We start from the raw sequence: 16,312 nt of genomic DNA, 5'->3' as shown, positions 1-16,312 counted from the left end.
ACTCCCGAGGATGATCTTCGCATTCCTGAGCAAATGGTCAGGAACAGCCGGAGGGCGCTTCATCGTTCAGATGATTGAATAACAGGGAGAGGTGCGATGCGCAGTTGGGATGTTACCCACAAGAAAAAAGCTCACATCGAGATCATTCCGATGATCGACGTGATGATGTTTCTGCTGGTGTTCTTCGTCTTGATCAGCCTGAACGTGATTCCGGCCGTGGGCATCAAGACCCAACTGCCGGTCGCCAGTCAGGCGCAACAACTCAAACCGCAGAACAAAGCCATCATTACTCTCGGCCTCGACGAGCGTCTGCAACTCGACGGTCAGGACATCAACGAAAGTACCTTGCTCGCACAACTTAAAGTGCTGAATAACAGCGCCGAGAAGTTGGTCATCATCATCAACAGTGATCAGGGCGTTGAAGTCAAACGCCTGGTGTCGGTGATGGATTTGCTCAAGGGCAATGGCTTCTCCTCCGTTTCTATCGCCACGCGCAAGACCTGACGCCATGTTCAGTCTTTATAGAGCTCGCCAATGGATCGCGGGCCTGCTGCCGGCTTGCCTGGTGGTTATCGTGATCTACACCAGCCAGTTGCAGAGTTTGCAGATCAAACCGGTGTATGACGACAGCACGGTCGAGATCGCGCTGATAGACGCGGCCGAGTTGCTGGCCGCTTTCGAACCCACGCCCGAGCCCCCACCCCCGGAGCCCGAAGCGCCGCTGATCGAGCCCGAAGTGGTGGAGCCGGTAGTCATTGAACCACCTAAACCCAAACCCGTGGTCAAACCCCGGCCGCCAGCGCCAAAACCCGTGATGGTCAAGCAGACGCCAGCGCCTGCCGCCCCCGCAACCATGGCTAAAACTGCTGCGCCGGCACCGGCTCCAGTGATTGCGGCAGCGCTACCAAAACCCGCCACAACCGTTGCAACAGCGGCCCCGGCACCGAGCAATGCGGCGCTGGAAAGTGTGTACACCACCGCGCTGCGCAAGGAGCTGGAAAAGCACAAGCAATACCCCAGCAGCCGCGAAGCGTCACTGCAACGCCCGCATGGCGATGTGGTGATCTGGCTGGAAGTCGACCGCGCCGGCAACGTGTTGAACAGTGGTATCGAAAGCAAGGCACCGAACATGTTGCTCAACCGGGCGGCGCAAACCAGTTTGCGTCGGGTTGAGAAAGTGTCGCCATTCCCCTCCGATGCGTTTTCCGGCAAAGACAAACAGCGGTTTACCGCGACGTTTAGCTACAACCTGGAATAACCCGCCATCCACTAACAGATAGATGTATGTAAGGGATTACCCGTGAAGATCAATAAACTCTATGCCCTGCTTTTAGCCTCGGGCCTGGGCGGCTTTGCGCCGTTGGTACTGGCTGATGACTCGGTAGATGTCGGCGCGGTGAATGTGACCGGCAAACAAACCCTGGGCAACGGCCATATGATCAAGGAAGAAAGTGCCAAGTCGCGTTCCACCGTGTCCAAAGAAGCCATGGACGAAATGGCGCCCACCGCCAACGCCCTGGACAAACTCAAGTACACCCCGGGGATCAACGTTTCCAGCACCGATGCCAGCGGTCTGAGCGGCACCAACTTCACCATGCGCGGGATGAACTCCGATCAGGTCGGCGTTTCTTCCGACGGGTTCCCGATCAATGATTCGGGTGACTACAACATTTACCCGAACCTGCTGGGCGATCCGGAAAACCTCGCCGAAGTCTTCGTCACTCAGGGCTCCTCCGAGGCTGATGGCCCGCACATCGGCTCGAGTGGCGGCAATATCGGTCTGGTGACGATTCGTCCGCAGAAGGATCCCGGCGTCTTCGTCAAACAGTCCCTGGGTTCAAACAACCTGCACAAGACCTTCGCGCGGATCAACACCGGTGATCTGGGCGGCTTCAAGACCTGGGTTTCGGCGTCGCATACCGAGGGCGACAAGTGGCGGGGCAAGGGTTCGCTGCTGGCTGACAAGGTGGAGTGGAACACCTTGTTCGATGACGGCAATGGCAACTCGACCAACGCCATCGTCAAATACAACCGGCAGGAAAACTACAACTACAACACCCTTAGTAAAGCGCAGTTCGAGAACCAGGGGCGACGTCTGGACTACGCCGAAAACACCGTCTACAACAAGGCCGGCCAGGTGTTGCAGTCCTTCAAGCTCAACCGCAACCCCTTCGAAAACGTAACGTCTTCGATCACCCAGCGCTTTCAACTGCGCGATGACCTGAGCCTGACGTTCAACCCGTATTACGTCTGGTCCAGCGGCGGCAGCTACAGCGGCCAGACCTCCACGGCACTCTCCAGCACCTCGGACAAGGCCGGCAACTTTGACCTCACGGGACTGGGCGCCAATACCTACTACCGACCGTCCTGGACCGAGACCTGGCGCCCCGGCATGACCAGCAAGCTGAAGTGGGACATCAACGATGAGCACAGCCTGGACGTCGGCTACTGGTACGAGCGCGCTCGACAGCGCCAGACCCAGCCGTTCATCGCGATCGATCCCGGCGGCAGTCCGGTGGATATATGGGGCGACTATGGCGCATCCAATCAATTGGTCGACCGAAACGGCAAGACCGTTCAGGGCCGCCATCAATACACCGTGACCCCGGCGCAAAAACTGTGGATTCAGGACACCTGGCTCGCCACGCCAGACCTGACCTTGACGGGTGCACTGGCTTACCAGTATGTCGAGCGTGATGGCGAAAACCTTGGCAGTCTGACCGACAAGCCGGAAAAGAAAGACGCCCGCTACCACGAGTTCCTGCCCAGCTTCAGCGCCAAGTACCAGATCGATGCGCGCAACCAGACGTTCTATAACGTCACCCGCAACATGCGCACCCCGCCCAACTTCGTGCTGTACAACAAGGGCGATTCCATCAGCCTGAAACCCGAGTTGAGCTGGAACCAGGAGCTGGGCTGGCGCTACAGCGAAGAGGCCATGGCGCTCAGCGCGAGCCTGTTCTACATCACTTTCAAGGATCGGCAACTGTCGACCACCGACCTCAATGGCGACTTTGTCGTGGCCAACGTCGGTGAAGTGACCAACAAAGGCCTGGAGCTGGAGTGGAGCGGTTTGCTGCCGCACAACTTCAACTATTACGCCTCGTACACCTACACCCGCTCCGAGCAGCAGGACGATTTCAAGAACAAGGGCGTGTTGCTGCCGACCTCCGGCAAGCAACTGGCCAACGTGCCGCAGAACATGTTCAACCTGAGCCTGGGTTATGACGACAGCCGCTTCTACGGCAACGTCGCGGGCAAGTACGTGGGCAGTTACTACGGCGATTTGACCAACGACGAGAAGATTTCCGGGCGCACCGTGGTCGACCTGAATGCCGGCGTGTACCTGCCGGTGGACAAGAAGGTGTTCAAATCCGCGACCCTGCGATTCTCGATGCTCAACGTGTTCGACAAGGAATACCTGTCCTCGGTGCGCACCGTGTCGTTCAACTCGCAACCCACCAATGGCCTGGCCCCGAGTACCGCGTACTACAACGTCGGCGAAGAACGCACGGCCGTGGTTTCGCTGGAAGCGGCTTTCTGATTTCGCTGAATTCGTTCTGACCCGAGGGATTACCGATGGACATGAATCTTCTGCACGACCTCACCTTCTACACCCTGTACGGCGCGGCTGCGATTGCCGCTTTCATCGCCGTCGAACGCGGAATTTACTTCAGCTTCAGCCTGCGTCAGGCGAAAAAACTGGAAACGGTGCTCAACCCAACCATGCACGCCGTCGAGGACCTGCCCGCCGCGTTGCGCCAACGCAACAGCCTGCCACTGGAAATGCTCGAAACGCTGTTTGCGCATAAACAAGGGCTGGCGACGCACAAGGATCTGGAAGACCTCAGCGAGTCGATCTACATTTCTACCCGCAGCAAACTGATGCACGGTTTGTGGCTGCTCGAAACTGTGGTTACCGCAGCGCCATTACTGGGTCTGCTGGGGACGATTCTGGGGATCATCGACACCTTCAAGGCATTGGCCGAGACCGGTGTTTCGGACCCGGGCGAAGTCTCCAAAGGCATTGGTACGGCGTTGTATGCCACGGCGCTGGGGATCGCCGTCGCGTTGGGCAGCATGATTTTCCACAACCACTTTCAGGACCGGGTCGAGCGTATTACCGACCATCTGAAAATCCTCCTGCTGCGTGCCGGTATGGGAACTACGCTCAAGGTGGTTGAAGTACCGCAAGCGATACACGGCCAACTGCATCCGGCCTGACCGCCACACTTCTACAGATAATGATTAGCGAACAAGGATGAACTCATGTCACGCCTCTCTCTGCCAAGGCTGCTCAGTGCAGTCGCCCTGGCTGTCGCCGCGCTGGGCGGTTGCGCCCATGTTCAGCCGCCAGCCCAACCGGTTGCCGTGAACATCGTGGCGATCAACGACCTGCACGGTTACTTGCAGGCCAACCCGTATTCGGTTCGTGACAGCACGGCCGCTGACGGTGTGCGCATGCTCAAGGCCGGGGGCATTGCGACCCTCGGCGGAATGCTGACGCAACTGCGCAAGGACGACCCACAGTTGCTGTTCATCGGTGCCGGTGACCTGGTGGGCGGCAGTCCGCCGCTGTCGGCGATGTGGGCTGACGAACCGACGCTCGAAGCGTTGCGGCACATGGACATGAAACTCAGCGCCATCGGCAATCATGAACTGGACAACGGCAAGGCGGAGTTCCTGCGTCAGCTCAATGGCGGCTGCGAATCCATTCGTCCGACCAAGGCCTGCCAGTTTCGCGCCAGCTATCCCGGCAGCGGTTTCCCCTATCTGGCGGCGAACCTAATCGACACCGATACCGGCAAAACCCTGTTGCCGCCGTACCGCATCGAAGAGGTCAAAGGCCAGAAAATCGCTTTTGTCGGCGCGGTCCTGCGCGATGTGGCGTCAGTGGTCAGCGTCAAGGGCATGCAGGGTTTGCGTACCGAGGACGAAGCTGAGTCGATCAATCGGCTGATTCCCGAGCTCAACCGCCAGGGCGTCAATGCGATTGTCGCGGTGGTGCATCAGGGCGGCTCAACCCCCGAACCCTACGACAAACAGGACTGCAGCCAGCTGAGCGGCGATATCGTCGATGTGGCCAAGCGTCTTGATCCGGCAGTCGATGTGTTGATCACCGGGCATTCCCATAAGGGTTATCTGTGCAAGGTCGGTTCTCTGCTGGTGACTCAGGGCAGTTCCTATGGGCATCTGATGACCCATCTGACGCTTGATGTGACCCCCGGTCAGCATCGGGTCACGCGCATTCAAGCGGCCAACTTGCTCGCTGATCCGGCGCAGTATCCAGCCGATCCGCAGATGCTCGCCCTGCAGCGGGAAGTCGAAGCACGCAGCAATAACGTGCTGCTCAAACCCGTCGGCGCCATTGCGGCTTCACCGATCACTCGACGTGCCAATGCGGCGGGGGAGACGCCGTTGGGTGACTTGATCGCCGATGCCCAACTGGCGGCTGGCGCTGCACATGGGGCGCAGATCGCCTTCATGAACAACGGTGGTATTCGTGGCGACCTGGCCCTGGAGCCAGGTCTCAAACGCCTGAACTATGGGCAGGTGGCGACGGTGCAGCCGTTCAACAACACCTTGATTGCCTTCGATCTGAAGGGTCGGCAACTTGAACAGTTGCTCAATCAGCAATGGAAAGCAGAAGGCGACGTGAATGTGCTGCAAGTCTCCAAAGGCTTCAGCTATCGCTGGGATTCCACGCGCCCGCTGGACAGTCGGGTGATCCCCGGCAGTGTTCGCCTCAACGGTAAGCCGGTGCAGCCCGAGCGCAATTATCGCCTGGTGCTGAACGGCTTCCTGGCCGACGGTGGCGATCGCTTCAGTCTTTTCAAACAGGGAATCAACCGTAGGGATTTGCAAGTGACGGACCTGGATAGCCTGATCGACTACCTGCACCGCATGGATCAAAAAGGCCAACCCGTTGGTTCGACGCAAAGTGCAGGGCGCATCGTGAAGGTGAAATAGCGCGCTGACCCCGGCCACGCATCACCGCCCACACATCATCGCGGGCGGGGGCAATGCAAATAATTTCAAAAAAGGTGTGAGGTAAACCCGAGTGACATCCGTGTAGTGGTGAAAGTGCGATTCATTCGCATCCGTAGCGTTTCTACACACAGGTCACGAGCAATGAAGTCCAGGGCAAAATCGGTGGCAGGCGGTTCGGTTAAACAGTGGTTTGGCGCTTCTGCGCTGGCCGTTTCGGCGTTGGCCTTGTTGCCGTTGAGCGTGGCGTGCGCTGCGCAGTCCAGTGAGCAACACAGCGCGTTGTTCAGCTTCAGCATCGGCGCCAAACCCTTGCCCCAGGCCTTGAGCGACTTCAGCCGGGTCACCGGCATCAGCGTGGTTTACACCGATGAGGCGCCGTACGGTCTCAGCGCACCGGCCATCAATGGCGAGATGAGCGCCGAGCAAGCCATGCAGCGCTTGTTGAGCAAGTCCGGTTTCACCTTTCGCCAGACCGACGCCCACACCCTGGCCCTTGAACCACAACCCACCGAAGGCGCCCTGAACCTCGGGGCGACCACCATCACCTCGGCGGTTGAGCAACCGATGAGCTATCAGCCACCGTCCACCACCTCAGTGGCACGTTCCTCGGCCTCGCTCCAGGAAATCCCCCAGACCATCAACGTGATCCCGGCCCAGGTGCTGCGTGACCAGGTGCCGCGTAATCTGGACGATGCGCTGGCCAATGTCAGCGGCATCACCCAAGGCAACACCTTGGGCAGTACTCAGGATTCGGTGATGACTCGCGGTTTCGGCGACAACCGCAACGGCTCGATCATGCGCGACGGCATGCCGCTGGTGCAGGGCCGTGGCCTGAGCGCCTCGGTGGATCGGGTCGAAGTCCTTAAGGGGCCGGCCTCGTTGCTCTACGGCATTCAGGATCCGGGCGGCGTGGTGAACTTGGTCAGCAAGAAGCCCGAATTGCAGCAATACAACGCCTTGACCGTGCGTGGTTCGAGCTATGGCAATGGTAAGAACGGCAGCGGCGGCAGCCTCGACAGCACGGGTGCGCTGGGCGATTCCGGCCTGGCTTATCGAATGGTGCTGGACCACGAAGATGAAGACTACTGGCGCAACTTCGGCACGCATCGCGAGACGTTGATCGCGCCGTCCCTGGCCTGGTTCGGCGAGAGCACCAAGCTGCTGTTCGCCTACGAGCACCGCGAATTCCTTGCCCCGTTCGACCGTGGCACGGCCATCGACCCACGCACTAATCACCCGTTGGACATTCCGCGTGGTCGCCGTCTCGATGAGCCCTTCAACAACATGGAAGGCCGTTCGGACCTGTACCATTTCGAAGCCGATCACGAGCTCAACGACAACTGGAAAGCCCACTTCGGTTACAGCTGGAACCGCGAAACCTACGACGCCAGCCAGGTTCGGATCACCGCCATCGACCCGAAAAAAGGCACGCTGACCCGCAGCATGGACGGCACGCAGGGCGCTCTGACCACCGACCGTTTCACCACCGCCAGCCTCGAAGGAAAGGTCGATGTGGCCGGTATGCAACACGATCTGGTGTTCGGCGTGGATGACGAATACCGCAAGATTTACCGTGCCGACCTGATTCGTCAGAAGAGCCTGTTCCCGTCCTTCAGTTATCTGGACCCGGTCTACGGTCGTGAGGTGGCAGGCACCACGGTCAGCGCAGCGGACAGCGATCAGACTGATTTGCTGCGCAGCGATTCGGTCTTTTTGCAGGACTCGATCCACCTGAACGACCAGTGGATTCTGGTGGCCGGTGGACGTTTCCAGGAGTACGACCAGTACGCCGGCAAGGGCCGCCCGTTCAAGGCCAACACCGACAGCAGCGGCCTGAAGTGGGTGCCGCGCGCCGGTCTGGTGTATCGCTACACCGATGAACTGTCGTTCTACGGCAGCTACACCGAGTCCTTCAAACCGAACTCGACCATTGCTCCGCTGAGTGGCAGCACGATCGTGCTCGATGGCGGCATTGCACCGGAAGAAGCCAAGTCCTGGGAACTGGGGGCCAAGCTCGACATCCCGGGCCGGGTGACCGGCAACATCGCGCTGTTCGACATCAAGAAACGCAACGTGCTGGTGGCCAACTCCGAGAACCCGCTGGTCACTACGTACAGCGCGGCCGGCGAAGTGCGTTCCCGTGGCCTGGAAATGGACCTGACCGGTCAGTTGAGCGACCGCTGGAGCATGATCGGCAGCTACGCCTACACCGACGCCGAGGTCACCGAAGACCCGGACTACAAAGGCAAACGACTGCAAAACGTGGCGAAAAACACCGGCTCGCTGTCGGCGGTCTATGACTTCGGCACCATCGTCGGTGGCGACCAGTTGCGGGTGGGCGCGGGCGCGCGTTATGTCGGCGAACGGGCCGGTAACGCGGTGAACGACTTCGACCTGCCGGGCTACACCGTAGCCGACGCTTTCGCTACCTACGACACCAAACTCGACGGGCAAAAGGTCAAGTTCCAGCTCAACGTGAAAAACCTCTTCGACCGCACTTACTACACCTCGGCCGTCAGCCGGTTCTTTGTGTCGATGGGCGATTCGCGTCAGGTGTCGTTGTCCAGCACCCTGGAGTTCTGATGAAAAACTTGAAGATTGCCATGTTGGCGTTGGCCTTCAGCGGCGCGGCGTTTGCCACGCCGGCACCGGATGCTCGGGTCTACCATCACGAGCAGCAGGTGAGCTTGCCCGGCTCGGGAGACAGCTGGGGTTTTGTCGCCCTCGACCCGACGCGGCCTTATCTGTTTCTGGCCCGCCGGGAAAACGGCCTGAGCGTGTTCGATGTCGACCAGCAACGTCTGCTGAAAACCATCGACGGCTCAACGGGCGCCAACGGCGTGGTGTTCGTGCCGACGTTGAACCGGGTGTTTGTGCTCAACACCGACGGCAGCCTGGGCGTGGTCGAGTTATCCACACTCAAAATGCTCAAGCGTATCCCGGTGGCCCAGAGCAACCTCAACAGCGCGGTGTATGAACCGCGCACGGGTCAGGTGATCATTGTCAGCGGCCGGCGTGCTGATCGTTCGACTTTGTTCGTGTTCGATCCGAAGCAAGAGCGCATCAGCGCCGCGCATGAGCTGGACGTGAAGAAAATCGACCCGTTGCTGGTCAAGGACGACGGCAGTTTCTTCCTGCCGATGCGTGATGAGGGCAAGGTCGTACGTTTCTCGGCGAGCAGTTTTGAAGTCCTCGATACCTGGCAGTTCGAAGGCTGCTCGCGCCCCAGTGCCCTGGCTCAGGATGCCGAACGCGGGCGTTTGTTCATCGCGTGCCGAGGCGAAAAACCGCAACTGGTCGTCGCCGATCTTCAGAGCGGTGCGCTGAAGGCGAGCTTGCCGATCACCCGTGACGTCAACGCCCTGGCCTATGACGCGGACAACCGGCGATTGTTGATCCCCAGCGGGGTCGATGCCAGCCTGAGCATCGTCAAGCAACTCGATGCCGATCATTACCAGGCGCAGGCCAGCGTCAGCACCTTGCCAATGGCCTACAACATGGCCTTCGATCCGTTGAGCAAAAAGGTTTATCTGCCAGCGATGGACTTCACCCTGCCTGCGCCGAGCAAGGCTGAGCCCAAGCCGGATCCGCTGTTTCACGCCAACACCTTCTCGATAACCACGATGGCCCCGTAGGATGGGCGTTGTGTGAGGGCGGTTAACGCAAAAACGCCTGACGATATTCGCCGGGCGTGCCCTTCATGGCCTGACGAAAGCGGTTGGTGAAATGACTGGCGCTGGCAAAACCGCAGGCCAGCGCAATCTCACCAAGCGGTTGCGAAGTGCTGCGCAGTAAATGCCGCGCATGAGTCAGGCGACGGGCCAACAGGTATTGATGCGGCGGCAGGCCGAAGCTCTCGCGAAACATCCGCGCAAAGTGGTACTCCGACAACGCGCACAGACCGGCCAACTGCCCGAGGCTGATCGGCTCGGCCAATTGCTGGTCGATGTACTCGACCAATTGCCGGCGTTGATGGGCGGCCAGCCCACCCTTGAGACGCAATCCCTGGCGCAGGCCGACCTGGCTGAGCAAGGTGTGGCTGAGCATTTCATGCGCCAGGCTGCTGGTCAGCAGGCGTTCGCCGGGTTCATCCCAGTTCAATTCAATCAACTGACGGAAACGCCGGGCCTGCACCGGGTCTTCGAGAAAGGTGCTTTCCTGCAATTGCAGCTCGCGAGGCTCACGGTCGAGCAAGGTGACGCAGCCGAGGGCAAATTGTTCGGGGCTGAAGTACAAGTGGGCCAGGCGGATTTCACCGTTGATCACCCAGGCCGACTGGTGCTCGGCGGGCAGGATGCAGAGTTTGTCCGGGCCGCCCTTGGTGCCGGGCTGCTCGCGGCGAAAGGTCCCGGTGCCTCCGGCGATGTAGCAGGAGAGGGTGTGATGACCCGGCGCTTCATAGTCCTGGGCGTCGTGATGGTTGCTCCACAGGGCTGCAGCCATGCCGTCACCGAGCTCGGCGCTGTGCTCAAGGCGAGCATTCGGCGAGCGGTTGAGGGCTTGAAAAACTTGCAGGGTTTCCAGTGCGGGCATGATCGGCTCTCTCCAACGCCTTGCATCCTACTCCGTCGCCTCGACGCTGCCAGCCTGTCGCCTGACAAAAGCGCAAGTTTATGCAAGTGCACGGCCTGCCTCGGGCACAGACTGAAGGTCATCTTCAGGAGTTGCCGTCATGAATCTCTCGTTATACCTGCTGACCGTGCTGATCTGGGGCACCACCTGGATCGCCTTGAAACTGCAACTGGGGGTGGTGGCGATTCCGGTGTCGATCGTTTATCGCTTCGGCCTGGCATCGCTGGTGCTGTTCGTGATGTTACTGCTCAGTCGCCGCCTGCAAGTGATGAACCGGCGCGGTCATCTGATCTGCCTGGCCCAGGGGCTGTGCCTGTTCTGCATCAATTTCATGTGCTTCCTCACCGCCAGTCAGTGGATCCCCAGTGGTCTGGTCGCCGTGGTGTTCTCCACCGCCACGCTGTGGAATGCGCTGAATGCGCGAGTGTTCTTCGGTCAGAAAGTTGCGCGCAATGTACTGATGGGCGGCGCGCTGGGGTTGATCGGGCTGGGCTTGTTGTTCTGGCCGGAACTGGTCGGCCATACCGCCAGCCCGCAAACCCTGCTTGGCCTTGCTCTGGCGCTGCTTGGTACGCTGTGCTTCTCGGCTGGCAACATGCTCTCGAGCCTGCAACAGAAAGCCGGCCTCAAGCCGCTGACCACCAACGCCTGGGGCATGGCCTATGGCGCCGCGATGCTGTCGATGTACTGCCTGTTCAAAGGCATTCCCTTCGACATTGAATGGAATACTCGTTACATCGGCTCGTTGTTGTATCTGGTGATTCCGGGTTCGGTCATCGGCTTCACCGCTTACCTGACCCTGGTCGGGCGCATGGGCCCTGAACGTGCGGCGTATTGCACCGTGCTGTTTCCGGTGGTGGCGTTGAACGTGTCGGCCTTTGCCGAAGGCTACCAATGGACGGCTCCCGCATTGGCCGGGTTGGTACTCGTGATGCTGGGTAACGTGTTGGTGTTTCGCAAACCCAAGGCGCGGGTGATGGCGGGCAGTGGCAAGTTGGCGTGATCGGGAAAGGTACATTTTATACCGTCAGGTTAATGAAGTCGGCGTTTGTCAGTGATCGGTTTTCAATACCAGAAAGATAAGCGCCGTCATCATGTAGCCGATAATGCTTCTGGTCCATGCCATGGCATTCCACTCTGCGGAAGTGTCCATGTTGAACCATTCATTAGCGATAACCTGTATGCAAAAGTAATACACGAAAATGCCGATCATCAAACCGACAATTCCGTATTTTTTTGCCTCGTGGAATTCCTTGCGTGATGCATGGAGTTTTTTGTAAAGCTGAAAGGCCCCCAATAAACAACAGGCGGTGTAGGTCGTCTCCAGGGTAATGATCATCCAGTAGATTCTATGGTGCAGCATGGGGGAGGTAATGGCGCGATAGCGCAGGGCGTCGTTGGGGCGGGTCGTGTCCATGCTGAGGATATGTCCGACGAATTCGTAGTTGGAGACGTAGTCAGTCAAATTGCTGAATACAACCAGCAGGCCAAACCCTCCGGCCATTAAAACCAGGGCCAACTTACTGCGCCTGATCAGGCAGGCCGTGGTGAAATTTATCATGGTGCGTACTCTCTATTTCCGGTTCCTGCCATTCGCAGGGGTAGGGGCATGAGTGTATAACGCAAAAAAAAGTGTAGGGCGCCGGACTGAATTGCAAGTTGTGTCGCAGGTAAGTTGTGCTGACTGATCGCAAGCGAAGTGTCAGGCCTGACTGTTTTTATTAATGGTGTTGTCGGTGTGCGCTGTTGTGTTTATCCATAAGTTTAAAACAACAGGCACGCCTTAAACGACGTACCTGTCTGTCGATCAGCCCTTCCACACCTGCGGATTGACCAGATCCCGCGGCCGTTCACCCAGCAAGGCGCTGCGCAGGTTGGCCAAGGCGCGGTTGGCCATGGCTTCGCGGGTTTCATGGGTGGCCGAGCCGATGTGCGGCAAGGTCACGGCGTTCTTCAGCTGGAACAGCGGCGACTCGGCCAACGGTTCCTTCTCGTAGACATCCAGCCCCGCCCCGCGGATCCGGTTGTTCTGCAAGGCCTCGATCAGCGCCGGTTCATCGATCACCGGGCCACGGGAAATATTCACCAGAATCGCGCTGGGCTTCATCAGCGCCAGCTCGCGATGGCTGATCAAGTGCCGGGTCTTGTCGCTGAGTGGCACCACCAGGCAGACGAAGTCGGCTTCGGCCAGCAACTGATCAAGGCTGCGAAACTGTGCGCCGAGTTCCTGTTCAAGGTTAGCCTTGCGGCTGTTGCCGCTGTACAGAATCGGCATATTGAAGCCCAGACGACCGCGTCGTGCGATCGCCGCACCGATGTTGCCCATGCCGACGATGCCCAGGGTTTTGCCATGCACGTCGCAACCAAACAGCGGTGCGCCGACGGTGGCCTGCCATTGCCCGGCCTTGGTCCAGGCGTCCAGCTCGGCGACACGCCGGGCGCTGCTCATCAGCAAGGCGAAGGCCAGGTCGGCGGTGCTTTCGGTGAGCACGTCCGGGGTGTTGGTGAGCATGATCCCGCGTTCGTTGAAGTAGGCCAGGTCATAGTTGTCGTAGCCGACCGAGACGCTGGACACCACTTCGAGTTTGCTGGCGTTTTCCAGTTGTGCGCGACCGAGCTTGCGACCGACGCCGATCAACCCGTGGGCGTGGGGCAGGGCTTCGTTGAACTGAGCATTGATGTCGCCCAGCTTGGGATTGGGCACGATTACATCGAAGTCTTGTTGCAGGGACTCGACCATTTCGGGCGAGACACGGCTGAAGGCAAGTACGGTCTTTTTCATCGCAGGAAGGCTCGTCAGGCGGAGGAGAATGCCAGGCACGCTAACATTCCTGGAGGGTTTTTTGCGAGGCGGAAAAGATCGCAGCCTGCGGCAGCTCCTACAGGGTGTACATCCGCAGGCTGCGATCTTTTTAATTGGCCAACCTGGCCCCATTCAAAGTGCCACTCAACTCATACGCCGTCAGTTCCGCCTGATGCGCCGCCAGAATCTCCGGCAGCGACCCGCGCAAGTACTCGACCCAGGTCTTGATCTTCGCATCCAGGTACTGGCGCGACGGGTAGATGGCGTACAGGTTCAGCTCTTGCGAGCGGTAGTTGGGCATGACTCGCACCAGGCTACCGTTGCGCAGACTCTCGATGGCGGCGTAGACCGGCAGCACACCAATGCCCATGCCGCTGATGATCGCGGTTTTCATCGCGTCGGCGGAGTTCACCAGAAACGGCGAGCTGTTGATGGTGACCATTTCCTGGCCTTCCGGGCCGTCGAACACCCACTTCTCCAGCGGAATCACCGGGCTGACCAGGCGCAGGCAGGCGTGATTCAGCAGGTCGCTGGGCTTCTGCGCGCAGCCGTTGGCTTTTACATAAGCGGGTGACGCGCAGACGATGCTGTAAGTGATGCCCAGCCGTTGCGAGACAAAACCCGAGTCCGGCAGTTCGCTGGCGAGCACGATGGACACGTCGTAGCCCTCGTCCAGCAAATCAGGCACGCGGTTGGCCATGGTCAGGTCGAAGGTCACGTCCGGATGGGACTTGCGATAGCGGGCGATGGCATCGATCACGAAGTGCTGACCGATCCCGGTCATGGTGTGCACCTTGAGCTGCCCGGCCGGGCGCGCATGGGCGTCGCTGGCCTCGGCTTCGGCTTCCTCGACATAGGCGAGGATCTGCTCGCAGCGCAGCAAATAACGTTTACCGGCCTCGGTCAGGGCGATGCGACGGGTGGTGCGGTTGAGCAAACGGGTTTGCAGGTGGGCTTCCAGGTTGGAGACCGCGCGCGAGACGTTGGCCGTCGTGGTATCCAGCTGCACGGCAGCGGCAGTGAAGCTGCCGGCTTCGGCGACACAGCTGAAGGCGCGCATGTTTTGCAAAGTGTCCATGGGGTGCTCTCGGGTGCGATGACAAATTGTGACACGAAGTTACGGAATTCTGTGACCCTGACCAAGGGATTATCTCGTGAACGGTAACAAAGATTCACAGGATTCCCGGCTTATCGCCGCTCAGGCCCACCCCTAGAATTGCCGCCACCGCCGGAACATCAAACCTGTGGGAGCGAGCTTGCTCGCGATGGGGCCATCACGGCCAGCATTGATGTTGCCTGACCCACCGCTATCGCGAGCAAGCTCGCTCCCACAGGGGGGCGGTGTCCGTTCCCCAATATTTCGTGCCTATCCCCCCACCTCAGGAATTTGCAGCAGTGCCGCGTCGCATCAGCAGAGAGCTGAAGACTCTCAGTGTTTGGGCTTTATCGTTAGCCATCAGCGGCTGCATCGGAACCGGAGGTATTGCCCCACAGGGCAAGGCATTCGATGCCAATACATTGGCCACCGACGAGGCGATCCAGAGTGCCACCAAGGACGCTCACTGGCCCACCGCGCAGTGGTGGCAGGCCTATGGCGACCCGCAACTCAATCACTGGGTCGACCTCGCCGTGCAAGGCAGCCCGAGCATGGCCATGGCCGCCGCGCGCGTGCGTCAGGCCAAATCCATGGCCGGCGTTGCCGAGTCGGCCGAGTCGTTGCAGGTCAATGGCCAGTCCACGCTCAAACGCCATAACTGGCCGACCGACCAATTCTACGGTCCGGGCGAGCTGGCCAACACCACCACCTGGGACAACAACGCCGCCCTCGGCTTCAGCTATGCCCTCGACCTTTGGGGCCGCGAAAGCAATGCCACCGAACGCGCCGTCGACATGGCGCACATGAGCGCCGCCGAAGCGCGCATGGCTCAGCTCGAATTGCAGAACAACGTGGTGCGGGCCTACATCCAGTTGTCGCTGCATTACGCACAACGGGACATCGTGACCGCGACCCTCAAACAGCAACAGCAAATTCTCGACCTCGCGCAAAAGCGTCTGGACGGCGGCATCGGCACCCATTTCGAAGTCAGCCAGGCACAAACCCCGCTGCCGGAAACCCATCGGCAACTGGATGCACTGGACGAAGAAATTGCCCTGAGCCGAAACCAGCTGGCCGCACTGGCTGGGAAAGGTCCGGGGGAGGGTGCACGCTTGCAGCGTCCAACCCTGTCTTTGGGCGCAGCGCTGAAACTGCCTTCGGCGCTGCCAGCGCAATTGCTCGGCCAACGCCCGGACGTGGTCGCCAGTCGCTGGCAAGTGGCCGCCCAGGCGCGCGGGATCGACGTGGCGCACGCCGGCTTCTACCCCAACGTCGATCTGGTCGGTAACCTCGGTTACATGGCCACCGGCGGTGGAGCGCTGGAGTTCCTCTCCGGCAAGAAACTCAACTACAACGTCGGGCCGGCGATCTCCTTGCCGATCTTCGACGGTGGGCGTTTGCGCTCGGAACTGGGTGAAGCCTCGGCCGGCTATGACATCGCCGTGGCCAAGTACAACCAGACGCTGGTCAATGCGCTCAAAAGCATCTCCGACCAGTTGATCCGCCGCGAGTCCATGGACAAGCAGCAAGCCTTTGCTGCCGAGTCGGTGGCCACCGCGCAGAAAACCTACGACATCGCGATGATCGCCTATCAGCGCGGGCTCACCGATTACCTCAACGTGCTGAATGCCCAGAGCCTGTTGTTCAAGCAGCAGCAAGTGCAACAACAGGTTCAGGCCGCGCGTTTGAGTGCCCATGCCGAACTGGTCACCGCCCTTGGCGGCGGGCTCGGCGCGGGTAACGACGTGCCGAAAGAAGGCCAGACTCGGGCACCGAAAACTCCGGCCCTTCTTGAGAGCATCGTGAATTGAACACAAAACCTGTGGGAGCGAGCTTGCTCGCTCCCACAG

13 protein-coding genes are annotated in these 16,312 nt (G+C 59.8%); 9 read left to right on the top strand and 4 right to left on the bottom strand.

Features of this window, described 5'->3' with window-relative positions; genetic code table 11:
* The first annotated feature begins 96 nt into the window (after positions 1-96).
* The 7 genes from AC1RKH_RS13640 (at position 97) to AC1RKH_RS13610 (ending at position 9,626) form a co-directional block, all read left to right on the top strand.
* On the top strand, positions 97-504 hold the full coding sequence (locus tag AC1RKH_RS13640; RefSeq protein WP_123424321.1) for an ExbD/TolR family protein: 408 nt from the start codon (positions 97-99) through the stop codon (positions 502-504).
* Between the two features lie 4 nt (positions 505-508).
* Positions 509-1,258, top strand: a complete 750-nt coding sequence (locus AC1RKH_RS13635) for an energy transducer TonB family protein (RefSeq protein WP_493062431.1) — start codon at positions 509-511, stop codon at positions 1,256-1,258.
* Between the two features lie 42 nt (positions 1,259-1,300).
* Positions 1,301-3,544, top strand: coding sequence for a TonB-dependent receptor family protein (locus AC1RKH_RS13630; protein ID WP_493062430.1), 2,244 nt, complete (start codon positions 1,301-1,303; stop codon positions 3,542-3,544).
* Positions 3,545-3,579: 35 nt separating this feature from the next.
* Positions 3,580-4,224 carry a MotA/TolQ/ExbB proton channel family protein gene (locus AC1RKH_RS13625; protein WP_493062429.1) on the top strand — a complete coding sequence of 215 codons (645 nt, stop codon included), beginning with the start codon at positions 3,580-3,582 and terminating at the stop codon, positions 4,222-4,224.
* A gap of 45 nt (positions 4,225-4,269) precedes the next feature.
* Positions 4,270-5,970: a bifunctional metallophosphatase/5'-nucleotidase gene (locus tag AC1RKH_RS13620; RefSeq protein ID WP_493062428.1), complete on the top strand. Its 1,701-nt coding sequence runs from the start codon at positions 4,270-4,272 to the stop codon at positions 5,968-5,970.
* A gap of 162 nt (positions 5,971-6,132) precedes the next feature.
* Positions 6,133-8,574 (top strand): TonB-dependent siderophore receptor, encoded by a 2,442-nt coding sequence (locus tag AC1RKH_RS13615; protein ID WP_493062427.1) that lies wholly within the window; start codon positions 6,133-6,135, stop codon positions 8,572-8,574.
* Positions 8,574-9,626, top strand: coding sequence for a hypothetical protein (locus AC1RKH_RS13610; RefSeq protein ID WP_493062426.1), 1,053 nt, complete (start codon positions 8,574-8,576; stop codon positions 9,624-9,626). Before AC1RKH_RS13615 ends, AC1RKH_RS13610 begins: the two co-directional genes overlap by 1 nt.
* 22 nt (positions 9,627-9,648) lie before the next feature.
* Here AC1RKH_RS13610 and AC1RKH_RS13605 read toward each other — a convergent pair whose 3' ends face one another.
* On the bottom strand, positions 9,649-10,524 hold the full coding sequence (locus AC1RKH_RS13605) for a helix-turn-helix domain-containing protein (RefSeq protein ID WP_493062425.1): 876 nt from the start codon (positions 10,522-10,524) through the stop codon (positions 9,649-9,651).
* 139 nt (positions 10,525-10,663) lie between these two features.
* Here AC1RKH_RS13605 and AC1RKH_RS13600 point away from each other — a divergent pair, with 139 nt between their 5' ends.
* Entirely contained in the window at positions 10,664-11,566 is a 903-nt protein-coding gene (locus AC1RKH_RS13600) for a DMT family transporter (RefSeq protein WP_493062424.1), read from the top strand.
* A 48-nt stretch (positions 11,567-11,614) separates the two neighbouring features.
* Here the strand turns inward: AC1RKH_RS13600 and AC1RKH_RS13595 are convergent, their stop codons facing one another.
* From AC1RKH_RS13595 to AC1RKH_RS13585, 3 genes are all read right to left on the bottom strand, one after another.
* Positions 11,615-12,124, bottom strand: a complete 510-nt coding sequence (locus AC1RKH_RS13595; protein ID WP_493062423.1) for a DUF2165 family protein — start codon at positions 12,122-12,124, stop codon at positions 11,615-11,617.
* Positions 12,125-12,370: 246 nt separating this feature from the next.
* On the bottom strand, positions 12,371-13,345 hold the full coding sequence (locus AC1RKH_RS13590) for a 2-hydroxyacid dehydrogenase (protein WP_493062422.1): 975 nt from the start codon (positions 13,343-13,345) through the stop codon (positions 12,371-12,373).
* A gap of 130 nt (positions 13,346-13,475) precedes the next feature.
* The gene (locus tag AC1RKH_RS13585; protein WP_493062421.1) at positions 13,476-14,444 is read right to left on the bottom strand and encodes a LysR family transcriptional regulator; all 969 of its coding nucleotides are present in this window, start codon (positions 14,442-14,444) and stop codon (positions 13,476-13,478) included.
* A gap of 317 nt (positions 14,445-14,761) precedes the next feature.
* On the opposite strand from AC1RKH_RS13585, the gene AC1RKH_RS13580 reads away from it, so the two are divergent.
* A complete protein-coding gene (locus tag AC1RKH_RS13580) occupies positions 14,762-16,273 on the top strand; it encodes an efflux transporter outer membrane subunit (RefSeq protein WP_493062420.1) in 1,512 nt (503 codons plus the stop codon).
* Positions 16,274-16,312: the final 39 nt, after the last annotated feature.

Source organism: Pseudomonas sp. GW822-FHT06B12 (assembly GCF_058799675.1).
This window is presented reverse-complemented; position numbering and strand designations above follow the sequence as displayed.

Coding starts and splice junctions, on each gene's coding strand:
- AC1RKH_RS13625 (WP_493062429.1), top strand. CDS start 3,580: ATGGACATGAATCTTCTGCACGACCTCACCTTCTACACCCTGTACGGC.
- AC1RKH_RS13635 (WP_493062431.1), top strand. CDS start 509: ATGTTCAGTCTTTATAGAGCTCGCCAATGGATCGCGGGCCTGCTGCCG.
- AC1RKH_RS13615 (WP_493062427.1), top strand. CDS start 6,133: ATGAAGTCCAGGGCAAAATCGGTGGCAGGCGGTTCGGTTAAACAGTGG.
- AC1RKH_RS13610 (WP_493062426.1), top strand. CDS start 8,574: ATGAAAAACTTGAAGATTGCCATGTTGGCGTTGGCCTTCAGCGGCGCG.
- AC1RKH_RS13590 (WP_493062422.1), bottom strand. CDS start 13,345: ATGAAAAAGACCGTACTTGCCTTCAGCCGTGTCTCGCCCGAAATGGTC.
- AC1RKH_RS13595 (WP_493062423.1), bottom strand. CDS start 12,124: ATGATAAATTTCACCACGGCCTGCCTGATCAGGCGCAGTAAGTTGGCC.
- AC1RKH_RS13600 (WP_493062424.1), top strand. CDS start 10,664: ATGAATCTCTCGTTATACCTGCTGACCGTGCTGATCTGGGGCACCACC.
- AC1RKH_RS13585 (WP_493062421.1), bottom strand. CDS start 14,444: ATGGACACTTTGCAAAACATGCGCGCCTTCAGCTGTGTCGCCGAAGCC.
- AC1RKH_RS13605 (WP_493062425.1), bottom strand. CDS start 10,524: ATGCCCGCACTGGAAACCCTGCAAGTTTTTCAAGCCCTCAACCGCTCG.
- AC1RKH_RS13640 (WP_123424321.1), top strand. CDS start 97: ATGCGCAGTTGGGATGTTACCCACAAGAAAAAAGCTCACATCGAGATC.
- AC1RKH_RS13620 (WP_493062428.1), top strand. CDS start 4,270: ATGTCACGCCTCTCTCTGCCAAGGCTGCTCAGTGCAGTCGCCCTGGCT.